Source organism: Leifsonia poae, from assembly GCF_020009625.1.
In the GTDB taxonomy this organism is placed as follows: domain Bacteria; phylum Actinomycetota; class Actinomycetes; order Actinomycetales; family Microbacteriaceae; genus Leifsonia; species Leifsonia poae_A.
In genome coordinates this window covers 1,616,880-1,629,729 of record NZ_JAIHLP010000002.1, presented here as the reverse complement: position 1 = coordinate 1,629,729, position 12,850 = coordinate 1,616,880, and the positions used below count along the sequence as shown (strand labels likewise).

The 12,850-nt window shown below is 67.3% G+C and carries 7 protein-coding genes and 1 pseudogene; all 8 read left to right on the top strand.

Annotation, left to right across the window (positions count from 1 at the left end; all coding sequences use genetic code 11):
- Nucleotides 1–40 precede the first annotated feature (40 nt).
- Complete coding sequence (locus tag K5L49_RS08400; protein ID WP_223691887.1) at nucleotides 41–925, top strand: aminoglycoside phosphotransferase family protein; 885 nt, start codon at nucleotides 41–43, stop codon at nucleotides 923–925.
- A 188-nt stretch (nucleotides 926–1,113) separates the two neighbouring features.
- Nucleotides 1,114–1,629, top strand: coding sequence for a hypothetical protein (locus tag K5L49_RS08395; RefSeq protein WP_223691884.1), 516 nt, complete (start codon nucleotides 1,114–1,116; stop codon nucleotides 1,627–1,629).
- Nucleotides 1,630–1,636: 7 nt separating this feature from the next.
- Complete coding sequence (locus K5L49_RS08390; RefSeq protein WP_223691882.1) at nucleotides 1,637–2,824, top strand: sensor histidine kinase; 1,188 nt, start codon at nucleotides 1,637–1,639, stop codon at nucleotides 2,822–2,824.
- A complete protein-coding gene (locus tag K5L49_RS08385) occupies nucleotides 2,821–3,474 on the top strand; it encodes a response regulator transcription factor (protein WP_223691881.1) in 654 nt (217 codons plus the stop codon). The genes K5L49_RS08390 and K5L49_RS08385 overlap by 4 nt, the downstream gene beginning before the upstream one ends.
- 92 nt (nucleotides 3,475–3,566) lie before the next feature.
- Nucleotides 3,567–4,610, top strand: coding sequence for an SDR family oxidoreductase (locus K5L49_RS08380; protein WP_223691879.1), 1,044 nt, complete (start codon nucleotides 3,567–3,569; stop codon nucleotides 4,608–4,610).
- 276 nt (nucleotides 4,611–4,886) lie between these two features.
- A pseudogene (gene rpoB / locus K5L49_RS08375) lies at nucleotides 4,887–8,380 on the top strand (DNA-directed RNA polymerase subunit beta).
- Nucleotides 8,381–8,427: 47 nt separating this feature from the next.
- On the top strand, nucleotides 8,428–12,303 hold the full coding sequence (gene rpoC / locus K5L49_RS08370) for a DNA-directed RNA polymerase subunit beta' (RefSeq protein ID WP_223691877.1): 3,876 nt from the start codon (nucleotides 8,428–8,430) through the stop codon (nucleotides 12,301–12,303).
- A 92-nt stretch (nucleotides 12,304–12,395) separates the two neighbouring features.
- A complete protein-coding gene (locus K5L49_RS08365; RefSeq protein WP_223691875.1) occupies nucleotides 12,396–12,629 on the top strand; it encodes a hypothetical protein in 234 nt (77 codons plus the stop codon).
- Nucleotides 12,630–12,850: the final 221 nt, after the last annotated feature.

Genomic DNA, 12,850 nt, shown 5'->3' with positions numbered 1-12,850 from the left:
CCAGCGTGGTGAAGGGGAGGGATGCCCGAGAATGGGTGGGATGCCCGTGAAGATGCACACCGACCAGCTCGATTTCGATGCCGCCGACGCCCGCCGCCTGCTTTCCGCTCAGTTCCCCGTCTGGGCCGATCTGCCGCTGAGCCGTGTCGCCTCGGGCGGCACCGTGAACGCCCTGTTCCGTCTGGGTGACGACCTGGCGGTGCGGATGCCGCTGGTCGAGCGGGAGGGGGCGAGCATCCGTCGCGAAGCTGAGTGGCTTCCGCGGCTGTCGCCGGGTCTTCCTGTGCCGATCCCGACCGTGCAGGCCGTCGGCGCCCCGGATGCCTGCTACCCCTGCCCGTGGCTGGTCACCGACTGGCTTCCCGGGGAGGTTCCGATTCCCGATCCTGTCCGCCCCGGCGCCGACGGGCTCGCCCTCGACCTCGCCGCCTTCCTCACAGCCTTGCGGGCGATCGACCCGACGGATGCGCCCCGCGGCTACCGCGGCGGTGATCTCGCCGCTCTCGACCTCCCGGTGCGGGAGTGCCTCGAGCGGGTCGCCGACCTGGTGGACGTCGATCGGTTGCTGCCGGTGTGGGAGAGTGCGCTGACGGCTCCGCCGTGGGCCGATGAGCCGGTGTGGGTGCACGCCGACCTGCTTCCCGGGAACGTGCTGCTCGACCCGGAGGGGCGTCTCGCGGCGGTGCTCGATTTCGCCACGGCCGGTCTGGGTGATCCGTCGTGCGATCTGATGGCGGCCTGGTCGATGCTGCCCGCCCCATCGCGCGAGGGGCTGCGTTCCGCGCTCGACGCCGACGACGCCTTCTGGGATCGCGGCCGCGGCTGGGCGTTGTCGCAGGCCGCGATCGCCTTGCCGTACTACCGCAGCACGAACCCTGTCATGGCGACGAACTCCCGGCACATCCTGGCCGAACTCAGCGCCTGAGCCACGGTGGTCGTCGGCTGGGCCACCGAGCGCAGCGCCCACGTCAACCGCCGTCGCGCCCCGGCGCGGATCTCCACCCGCGTCTCCACCCGATCCCCACCCGCGGGTCGTGGTCCGGTGCGCGCCCGGCGGCCAGACTCGAAGAGAACCGGGACGACCGGACATGAACTTCGAAAGGCTCCACTCCCATGACGCTCCAAACCATCGGGAACGCACTCCTCATCCTCGTGCTGATCGGCTGGATCGGGGTGCGTCAGATGACCTGGCGGCCCGTCTCGATCAGCCGCATGTGGCGCATGCCCGCCATCATGGGAATCGTCGGCGTCGTGTTGCTGGTTCAGACCGTCAAGCCGACCACCCTCACCCCCCTCGACCTGTCGGTGCTGGTGGTCGAGCTGATGATCTCGCTCGGCATCGGAGCCTGGATGGGCGCGATCGCGCACTTCCGTCGGCTGCCCCAGCCGTTGGTGCTCGAGAAGGACAGGGGGATCGCCACCTACGAGTCGCGCACCGGCGCCTGGGGCCTCGTGCTCTGGGTTCTGGTGATCGTCGTCCGGGTCGGCATCGACGTCGTCGCGGGGATGGCCGGGTCGCATCTCGCCTCCTCGACCGGCATCATCCTGCTGATGCTGGCCGCGAACCGGGCCGCGCGTACCCTCGTCTTCGCGAGCCGTCTCGAGCGGCACGCCGCTGTCGCAGCATGATGGTTCTGTGAACACTTCGACACCGCCGAGCTGGTGGGCTTTCGCGCTCAACCTGATCGGCGGTGCTGCGGTCGCCTACGGGCTGCTCCGCGACGATCTGCGCGGCTTGCCCGCCTGGGTTCTCGTCGTGGGGTTCGTCGCCCTGGCGGCCTGGATGCTGCGGGCCGTCGCCGTGCTGCTGTTCGGTCTCGGTCGGCTCGACGTTCCGCTCAGTGTGCTCGCCGCGCTGGCCGGCGCTCTGGTCGCGGCTCCGACGAACGGGATCGGCGTCGCTCCGGCGGCGGTGGCCGTCCTCGTCCTGATCGGGTCGGCCGAGCGGTCGGTGCTGCTCGGGTTCGGCACGGCGCTGGTGGCGATCGCCCTGGTTCCGCTGGGAGCCGTGCCTTTCGGCGTCGACGTCACCAGCGTGCTCACGATGATGGGCGGACTGGTGCTCGCCTCGTTCGCCGGGTTCAGCCGTCGGCAGTTCCGGGAGTCCGAGGCGCAGATCGCACAGTTGCGCGAGCAGGATCTCGCGATGCGCGAAGAGAAGGCGCGGGTCGAACTGCTCGGGCAGCGTCAGGAGATCGCGCGCGACATCCACGATGTGCTCGCGCATAGTCTCGGGGGTCTGGTGGTCCAGCTCGATGCGGTCGAGGCACTTCTCGAGTCCGGCGATGTTCCCTCTGCCCGGCGCCGTGTGACGGATGCGCGCCGCCTCGCGGCCGACGGCCTCGGCGAGGCCCGCCGCGCTGTCGCCGCGCTGCGCGACCCCGAACGGTCGGCCGGCGGCGAGGAGTCTGTGGCACCTGCGGCGTTGGCCGCCTCCTTGGACGACCTTCTCGTCGCGCACCGATCGCTGGGCGGTGTCGTCGATCTCACGGTCGTCGGGCGTCCGGTCTCGCTCTCGCGGGCGCAGGCGGCCGCCGTGCAGCGGGCCGCGCAGGAGGCGCTGAGCAATGTGCGCAAGCACGCACCGGGCGAGCCGGTTCGTATGCTCGTCGACTGGCAGACTGACCGTATGATCCTCACCGTCTCGAACCCGCTCGCCGACGAGGTGCCCGGTGAGCTCGCCGCCAGCGGCGGCGGTCACGGACTGCAGGGGATGCGCGAGCGTTTCGCCGCGCTGCCGTTCGGCGGGTGGGCCGCGGCCGGCGTGCAGGGGGACAGGTTCACCGTGACCGCCGAGCTCTCGCTGGAGGTGACGGCCCGATGAGCCCCGACCCGGTCATCCGTGTGGTCGTCGCCGACGATCAGGCGATCATCCGCGACGGCCTCGTCACCGTGCTCTCGCTGCTGCCCGACGTCGTCGTGGTGGGGGAGGCCGCCGACGGCGAGCAGGCGGTGGCGCTGGCGGTGGCCGAGCACCCGGATGTCGTGCTGATGGATCTGCGCATGCCGCGGCTCGACGGTGTCGGCGCCACCGAGCGCATCGTGCGCGACGTGCCCGGCACCGCGATCCTCGTGCTCACCACATTCGCCGACGACGACTCGATTCTCGGTGCCCTCCGCGCCGGTGCCCGCGGCTACCTGACCAAGGATGCGGGCCGGGCGGAATTGGCGGCCGCTATCCGCGCGGTGGCCCGCGGCCAGTCGACGTTCGCGCCGGAGGTCGGCGCGCTGCTCGTGAACAGTCTCACCGCCGCCGCGCCCACCCGCCCGCCGGTCGCTCTCGTCGACAGGTTCCCGCAGCTCACCCCGCGCGAGGCGGAGGTGCTCGCCCTCGTCGGCGAGGGATTGAGCAACGGAGAGATCGCCGCGAGCCTGTTCGTGAGCGTCGCGACCGTGAAGACGCACATCAACGCCCTCTTCGCGAAACTGGACGTGCCGAACCGCGCCCAAGCCATCGCCCTCGTGCGCTCCTGACCTGCTCGTGCGCTTCTGATCTGCTCGTGCGCTCCTGATTTCCTTGCGCGGATCAGGCGCACGTGCTCGGGTGAGAGGAGGATGATCGGCACATGACATCCCTCGTGCTGGTCACCGGCGGGTCTGGTTTCGTCGGTGCGCACTGTGTGCTCGCGCTGCTGAACGACGGCTATGCGGTGCGGACGACCGTGCGCTCCGCATCCCGGGCCGACGACGTGCGCGCCCAGTTGGCCTCGGCCGGTGTCGTCGCCGGCGAGCGGCTCTCCTTCGCGGTCGCCGACCTCACGGCCGACGACGGCTGGGCGGAGGCCGTCGACGGCTGCGACTTCGTGCTCCACGTCGCTTCTCCATTCCCCTCCTCCGAGCCGGCCGACGAGAACGAGCTGATCGTGCCGGCCCGCGACGGGGCGCTGCGCGTGCTGCGTGCGGCCCGGGATGCGGGGGTGCGGCGCGTCGTGCTCACCTCCTCGTTCGCGGCCATCGGCTACGGGCATTCGCCGACCGAGCGCGCCTTCACCGAGGAGGATTGGACCGAGCTCGACAGCGGTGTGCACGTCGGCGCCTACCCCCGGTCGAAGACGATCGCCGAGCGGGCGGCCTGGGAGTTCGTCGCCGGCCAGGGCGCCGACCGCCGGGGCGGCCCTCTCGAACTGGCCACGGTGAACCCGGTCGGCATCCTCGGTCCGGTCCTCGGCACTGACTATTCGAGCTCGATCCTGTTGGTCAAGACCGTCGTCGACGGCCGTGTGCCGCGGCTGCCCCGGCTCTCGTTCGGGGTGGTGGATGTTCGGGATGTCGCGGCGCTGCACCTGCTCGCGATGACGCATCCCGAGGCGGCGGGGGAGCGGTTCCTGGCGGTGTCGGGCGAACCGGTCAGCGCGCTCGAGCTCGCGCAGGTGGTGCGGGAGCATCTCGGCGACGCCGGCTCCCGCATCCCGACCAAGGTGATGCCCGACGGGATGCTGCGGATGCTCGCGCCGTTCAGCAGGACGGTGCGCGCAGCCGCCGCCGATGTCGGGGTCGTGCGCCGCGCATCCGCCGAGAAAGCCAGGCGGTTGCTGGGCTGGGAGCCGCGCTCGCCGCAGGAGGCGATCATCGCGACGATCGACTCGTTGCCGCCCGCGAACCGGGAATGAATCGGGTCGACCGGGTGGTTATACAGGAGTCGGCGCGTCGGGTCAAGAAAAAGAGTGGACACGGCGCGTCTCGTTGACATATAGTTGTACTTTGCGCTCCCAGATAAATTCTGCCTTCATATTGCGGTCGGCACACCATCTCTCCGCGCGCGCCTCGGCATTGCGAGAGCAAGGCATATACAGGTGCGCTGCCCCCTGGGAGTTCTCGTCCACAACAGTACCCACCCAGACCGACAGTAACTTGAGGCCCGACGGGGCCCAACGGAGGTTATTTCCTTGGCTGCTGCGCGCAACGCAACCACCAACACATCACCCAAGAACGGACGAAACGCATCTCGTCTCTCGTTCGCGAAGATCACAGACACCCTGACCGTTCCCGATCTGCTCGCTCTGCAGACCGAGAGCTTCGACTGGCTGGTCGGAAACGACGCGTGGAAGGCGCGCGTCGCCGAGGCCGAGGCCCAGGGTCGTCAGGATCTGCCCAGTAACACCGGTCTCGAGGAGATCTTCGAGGAGATCTCTCCGATCGAAGACCTCGGTGAGACCATGCAGCTCTCCTTCACCAACCCGTTCCTCGAAGAGAAGAAGTACTCGATCGACGAGTGCAAGGAGAAGGGCAAGACCTACTCCGCCCCGCTCTACGTCGAGGCCGAGTTCATGAATCACCTCACCGGTGAGATCAAGACGCAGACCGTCTTCATGGGCGACTTCCCCCTGATGACCGAGAAGGGCACCTTCGTCATCAACGGCACCGAGCGTGTCGTCGTGTCGCAGCTGGTCCGCTCCCCGGGCGTCTACTTCGAGCGCACCCCCGAGAAGACCTCCGACAAGGACATCTACTCGGCCCGCGTCATCCCGAGCCGCGGAGCCTGGCTCGAGTTCGAGATCGACAAGCGCGACCAGGTCGGCGTCCGCATCGACCGCAAGCGCAAGCAGTCCGTCACCGTGTTCCTCAAGGCGCTCGGTCTGACGAGCGATGAGATCCTCTCGGAGTTCGCCGGCTTCCAGTCGATCGAGCTGACCCTCGAGAAGGATGCGATCCTCACCAAAGAGGAGGCGCTCAAGGACATCTACCGCAAGCTGCGTCCGGGCGAGCAGGTCGCCGCCGAAGCTGCGCGTGCGCTGCTCGACAACTTCTACTTCAACTCGAAGCGCTACGACCTGGCCAAGGTGGGTCGTTACAAGATCAACCGCAAGCTGGGGATCGACGCGCCGCTGAGCGACTCCGTGCTGACCGTGGCCGACATCATCGCCACGATCAAGTACCTCGTCTCGCTGCACGACAACCAGACCACCTTCAAGGGTGTGCGCGACGGCAAGCCCGTCGACATCCGCCTCGATGTGGACGACATCGACCACTTCGGCAACCGTCGCATCCGCGCGGTGGGCGAGCTCATCCAGAACCAGGTGCGCACCGGTCTGTCCCGCATGGAGCGCGTCGTCCGCGAGCGCATGACCACGCAGGACATCGAGGCCATCACGCCGCAGACCCTGATCAACGTGCGCCCCGTCGTCGCCGCGATCAAGGAGTTCTTCGGAACCAGCCAGCTCTCGCAGTTCATGGACCAGAACAACCCGCTCGCGGGTCTGACGCACAAGCGTCGCCTCTCGGCCCTGGGCCCGGGCGGTCTGAGCCGTGAGCGCGCCGGCGTCGAGGTCCGTGACGTCCACCCGTCGCACTACGGCCGCATGTGCCCGATCGAGACCCCGGAAGGCCCGAACATCGGTCTGATCGGCTCGCTCGCCTCGTTCGCGCGGATCAACTCGTTCGGTTTCATCGAGACCCCGTACCGTCGCGTCGTCAACGGCAAGGTCACCGAGACCATCGACTACCTCACCGCGAGCGAAGAGGACGACTTCATCGTCGCCCAGGCCAATGCTCCGCTCACCGCTGACAGCCACTTCGCCGAAGACCGCGTCCTGGCCCGTCAGAAGGGCGGCGAGGTCGACCTCGTCCCCGCCGAGGAGATCGGGTACATGGATGTGTCGCCGCGCCAGATGGTGTCGGTCGGTACCGCCCTCATCCCCTTCCTCGAGCACGACGACGCGAACCGCGCCCTCATGGGTGCGAACATGCAGCGCCAGGCCGTTCCGCTTCTGCGGTCGGAGTCGCCGCTGGTCGGAACCGGCATGGAGGGCTACGCGGCCATCGACGCCGGCGACGTCCTCACCGCCGACAAGGCCGGTGTCGTCACCGAGATCTCGGCCGACGCGGTCACCGTGCAGCTCGACGAGGGCGGCACGAAGACCTACTACCTGCGCAAGTTCGACCGCTCGAACCAGGGCACGTCGTACAACCACCGGGTGATCGTCTCCGAGGGTGAGCGCGTCGAGGTCGGCGAGGTCGTCGCCGACGGTCCCGCGACCGAGAACGGCGAGCTCGCGCTCGGCAAGAACCTCCTCGTGGCGTTCATGCCGTGGGAGGGTCACAACTACGAAGACGCGATCATCCTCAGCCAGAACCTGGTGAAGGACGACACCCTCTCCTCGATCCACATCGAGGAGTACGAGGTCGACGCCCGCGACACCAAGCTGGGCAAGGAAGAGATCACCCGCGACCTGCCGAACGTCAGCCCGGACCTCCTGGCCGACCTCGACGAGCGCGGCATCATCCGCATCGGCGCCGAGGTCAGCCCCGGCGACATCCTCGTCGGCAAGGTCACCCCGAAGGGCGAGACCGAGCTCTCGGCCGAGGAGCGCCTGCTGCGCGCCATCTTCAACGAGAAGAGCCGCGAGGTGCGCGACACCTCGCTCAAGGTTCCCCACGGTGAAGAGGGCACGATCATCGGCGTCAAGGTCTTCGACTCGCAGGATGGAGACGACGAGCTCGGCTCGGGCGTCAACCAGCGCGTCGTGGTCTACATCGCCCAGAAGCGCAAGATCACCGCGGGCGACAAGCTCGCCGGCCGCCACGGCAACAAGGGTGTCATCTCCAAGATCCTTCCGGTCGAAGACATGCCCTTCCTCGCCGACGGCACGCCGGTCGACGTCATCCTGAACCCGCTGGGCGTCCCCGGTCGAATGAACTTCGGCCAGGTGCTCGAGATCCACCTCGGGTGGATCGCCAAGCAGGGCTGGGAGGTCAAGGGCAAGCCCAAGTGGGCCGCCCGTCTGCCCGAGGCCGCGCACAGCGCCGCCCGAACACCAAGGTCGCGACCCCGGTGTTCGACGGTGCAGCCGAGGAAGAGATCGCGGGTCTGCTCGACTCCACGAATGTCACGCGCGACGGCGACCGTCTGATCGGGTCCTCCGGCAAGACGCAGCTGTTCGACGGCCGTTCCGGCGAGCCCTACCCCGACCCCGTGTCGGTCGGCTACATGTACATCCTGAAACTGCACCACCTGGTCGACGACAAGATCCACGCGCGTTCGACCGGACCGTACTCGATGATCACCCAGCAGCCGCTCGGTGGTAAGGCGCAGTTCGGTGGGCAGCGGTTCGGTGAGATGGAGGTGTGGGCCCTCGAGGCCTACGGCGCCGCGTACGCGCTGCAGGAGCTCCTGACCATCAAGTCGGATGACATCCTCGGCCGCGTCAAGGTCTATGAGGCCATCGTCAAGGGCGAGAACATCCAGGAGCCGGGCATCCCGGAATCCTTCAAGGTTCTCATCAAGGAAATGCAGTCGCTCTGCCTGAACGTCGAGGTGCTCTCGGCCGACGGCCAGCAGGTCAGCCTGCGCGACGCGGACGACGAAGCGTTCCGTGCCGCCGAAGAGCTCGGCATCAACATTTCCTCGCGCTTCGAGTCGTCGTCGATCGACGAAATCTAAGCCGCCAGACCCAACTGACGAATACTTTTTCCAGGAAAGAAGGAAAATTGATCGACGCAACAACGTTCGATGAACTGCGTATCGGCCTGGCCACTGCTGACGACATCCGTCGTTGGTCGTACGGCGAGGTCAAGAAGCCCGAGACCATCAACTACCGCACGCTGAAGCCCGAGAAAGACGGCCTCTTCGGAGAGCAGATCTTCGGTCCGAGCCGGGACTGGGAGTGCTCCTGCGGCAAGTACAAGCGCGTGCGCTTCAAGGGCATCGTCTGCGAGCGCTGCGGCGTGGAGGTCACCAAGTCCTCCGTCCGTCGTGAGCGCATGGGCCACATCGAGCTCGCCGCCCCCGTGACGCACATCTGGTACTTCAAGGGTGTCCCGTCGCGTCTCGGCTACCTGCTCGACATGGCTCCGAAGGACCTCGAGAAGGTCATCTACTTCGCCGCCTACATGGTCATCGAGGTGGATGAGGAGGGCCGTCACGCCGACATGCCCGGTCTCGAGAACGAGCTCCGCCTCGAGATCAAGACGCTCTCCGACCAGCGTGACAGCCGCATCGCGGACCGTCTGCAGCGTCTGGAGACCGACCTCGCCGCGCTGGAGGAGGAAGGCGCCAAGGCCGACCAGAAGCGTCGCGTCAAGGACACGGCCGAGAAGGAAATGGGCCAGATCCGCAAGTCGTACGACGAGGACATCGCCCGTCTGGAGCGCGTGTGGGAGTCGTTCCGCACCCTCAAGGTCGGCGACCTCAAGCCGGAGGACGCGGACTTCAACGAGCTCGTCGACCGCTTCGGCCTGTACTTCGAGGCCTACATGGGCGCCGAGGCGATCAAGCGCCGTCTGCTCTCCTTCGACCTCGCGGCCGAAGCCGAGCTGCTGCGCGACCAGATCGCGAACGGCAAGGGTCAGAAGAAGATCCGCGCCATCAAGCGTCTGCGCGTGGTCTCCTCGTTCCTCGCCACCGGCAACTCGCCGGCCGCGATGGTGCTCGACGTCGTCCCGGTCATCCCGCCGGAGCTGCGCCCGATGGTGCAGCTCGACGGTGGCCGGTTCGCGACGAGCGACCTGAACGACCTGTACCGCCGCGTGATCAACCGGAACAACCGTCTGCGTCGTCTGCTCGACCTCGGTGCCCCCGAGATCATCGTCAACAACGAGAAGCGGATGCTGCAGGAGGCCGTCGACGCCCTGTTCGACAACGGCCGCCGCGGTCGCCCCGTCACCGGTACGGGCAACCGCGCCCTGAAGTCCCTGAGCGACATGCTCAAGGGCAAGCAGGGTCGTTTCCGCCAGAACCTGCTCGGAAAGCGCGTCGACTACTCGGGCCGTTCGGTCATCATCGTCGGTCCGCAGCTGAAGCTGCACCAGTGCGGTCTGCCCAAGCAGATGGCGTTGGAGCTGTTCAAGCCGTTCGTGATCAAGCGCCTGATCGATCTGAGCCACGCTCAGAACATCAAGGCCGCCAAGCGCATGGTGGAGCGTTCGCGTCCGCAGGTGTGGGATGTGCTCGAGGAGATCATCCGCGAGCGCCCCGTTCTGCTGAACCGTGCGCCCACGCTGCACCGTCTCGGCATCCAGGCGTTCGAACCTCAGCTCGTCGAGGGCAAGGCCATCCAGCTGCACCCGCTCGTGTGCGCCGCGTTCAACGCGGACTTCGACGGCGACCAGATGGCTGTGCACCTTCCGCTCTCGGTGGAGGCTCAGGCTGAGGCACGCATTCTGATGCTCGCCTCGAACAACATCCTGAAGCCGTCCGACGGCCGCCCGGTGACCCTGCCCACCCAGGACATGATCATCGGTCTGCACCACCTCACCACCATCCGCGAGGGTGCCGAGGGTGAGGGCCGTGCGTTCTCGTCGGTCTCCGAGGCGATCCTCGCCAAAGACCAGGGTTCGCTGCACCTCAACGCCAAGGTGAAGATCCGTCTCGAGGACTACGTGCCCTCGGATGCGGCCGACACCGGCGTTCAGGGCGTCACCGCCATCGTGCAGACGACCCTCGGTCGCGCCCTCTTCAACGAGGCGCTCCCGGCGGACTACCCGTACGTGGAAGAGGTCGCCGACAAGGGTGTGATCTCGGGCATCGTGAACGCGCTGGCCGAGCGCTACCCGAAGGTGGAGGTCGCGGCGACGCTGGACCGCATCAAGGACGCCGGTTTCTACTGGGCCACCCGGTCTGGTGTGACCGTCGCACTGAGCGACATCCTCACGCCGCCGAACAAGCCGCAGATCGTGGCCGGCTACGAGAAGAAGGCCGCCAAGGTCACCGCCGAGTTCGAGAAGGGTCTCACGACCGACCTCGAGCGTCGTCAGGAACTGGTGAAGATCTGGACCGAGGCGACCAACGAGGTCGCCGAGGCCATGCGCGCCAACTTCCCGGCCGACAACACCATCAACCGCATGGTCACCTCGGGTGCTCGTGGTAACTGGCTGCAGGTGCGCAACATCGCCGGTATGCGAGGCCTCGTGAACAACCCGAAGGGTGAGATCATCCCTCGCCCGATCATCTCCTCGTACCGCGAGGGGCTGTCGGTGGCGGAGTACTTCATCGCGACGCACGGTGCCCGTAAGGGTCTGGCCGACACGGCCCTCCGTACGGCCGACTCGGGGTACCTGACCCGTCGTCTGGTAGACGTCTCGCAGGATGTCATCATCCGCGAAGACGACTGCGGCACGTCGCGGGGTCTCGAACTGCCGATCGCCGAGGCCGGAGCGGACGGCGTGCTCGTCCGCGACGCCAACGTCGAGAACTCGGTGTTCGCCCGTACCCTGGCCTCCGACGCCGTGTCCCCCGAGGGCAAGGTCGTCGCCAAGGCCGGAGACGATGTGGGCGATGTGCTCATCGACAGGCTGGTCGCGGCCGGTGTCACCGACATCAAGGTGCGCTCCGTGCTTACCTGCGAGTCGGCCGTCGGTGTGTGTGCTGCCTGCTACGGCCGTTCGCTCGCGACCGGAAAGCTCGTCGACATCGGCGAGGCCGTCGGCATCATCGCGGCCCAGTCGATCGGTGAGCCGGGAACCCAGCTCACGATGCGTACCTTCCACACCGGTGGTTCCGCATCCGCTGACGACATCACGCAGGGTCTGCCGCGTGTGCAGGAGCTCTTCGAGGCCCGCACCCCCAAGGGTGCGTCGCCGATCGTCGAGGCCGCCGGCCGCATCACCATCGAGGACACGGATCGTAGCCGCAAGGTGATCCTGACCCCCGACAACGGTGACGAGCCGCACGTCTACCCGGTGCTCAAGCGTTCGACCCTCCTCGTCGAGGACGGTCAGCACGTCGAGCTCGGCCAGCAGATCATCGTCGGCGCCGTCGACCCGAAGGAAGTTCTTCGCGTCAAGGGTGTCCGTGAGGTGCAGAAGCACCTCGTCGGTGGTGTGCAGGGCGTGTACCGCTCGCAGGGTGTTCCGATCCACGACAAGCACATCGAGGTCATCGTGCGGCAGATGCTGCGCAAGGTCACCGTCGTCGAGCACGGCGACACCGACCTGCTGCCCGGTGAGCTCGTCGACCGTTCGAAGTACAACGAGGTCAACCGCGCCACTCTCACCGAGGGCAAGAAGACCGCGTCGGCTCGCCAGGAGGTCATGGGTATCACCAAGGCGTCGCTCGCGACCGAGTCGTGGCTGTCGGCCGCGTCCTTCCAGGAGACCACCCGCGTTCTGACGCAGGCGGCCATGGAAGGCAAGTCCGACCCGCTGATCGGTCTGAAAGAGAACGTGATCATCGGAAAGCTGATCCCGGCCGGTACCGGCCTGGCCCGCTACCGCAATGTCACGGTCGAGGCCACCGAGGAGGCGAAGGCGGAGCGTTACCCGAACCGCATCTTCGCTGACGACTCTGCCTTCAGCGAGAACGACCTGAGCTTCGTCGACTTCGACAGCTTCAGTTCGGACGACTACACCCCCGGAACCTACAACTAGGCTCCGCTGTCGAACGGCCCCGAGTGCACCGCACTCGGGGCCGTTCGCCGTTAACGCACGAGCACTCGGTGCGGATGGGGGAGAATGGGGGGATGTGGCGTCAGCTCCTCGAATACACCGACACGGTCGGCCGCGTGATGGTCGGCATCGCGGGGGTGCTGCTCGTCGCGGCCGTCGTCTCGTTCGTGGTCGGTATCGTGCGTGCGTCCACCGGTTCCGCCGCGACCACTCTGCCGTTCTGGATCACGACCATGGGTTCGGCCGTTGTGGCCGGCGTGCTGGTCTACCTGGCGAGCCGCCGGGCTGACGTTCCCGGGCGTCGCTGACGCAGGACGTTTCCGCCCGGCGAACCTGGGAAAGTGCTGACCCCCGGGTGCGGGGCACCCGCAAGCGGGGCTGTTGCCGCCGTGACGCGTGCGAATAGTGTGACATCGCTTCACCGTCAGCTTCACTCGCTCCACCGCTTGTGCACCGCATCCCCCGACAGCCGCACCCTGCCGTGACACCCGACACGCCCCGGCACCGTCCTTGAACGAGGAGGCCATCC

Coding starts and splice junctions, on each gene's coding strand:
- K5L49_RS08400 (WP_223691887.1), top strand. CDS start 41: ATGCCCGTGAAGATGCACACCGACCAGCTCGATTTCGATGCCGCCGAC.
- K5L49_RS08395 (WP_223691884.1), top strand. CDS start 1,114: ATGACGCTCCAAACCATCGGGAACGCACTCCTCATCCTCGTGCTGATC.
- K5L49_RS08385 (WP_223691881.1), top strand. CDS start 2,821: ATGAGCCCCGACCCGGTCATCCGTGTGGTCGTCGCCGACGATCAGGCG.
- K5L49_RS08380 (WP_223691879.1), top strand. CDS start 3,567: ATGACATCCCTCGTGCTGGTCACCGGCGGGTCTGGTTTCGTCGGTGCG.
- K5L49_RS08365 (WP_223691875.1), top strand. CDS start 12,396: ATGTGGCGTCAGCTCCTCGAATACACCGACACGGTCGGCCGCGTGATG.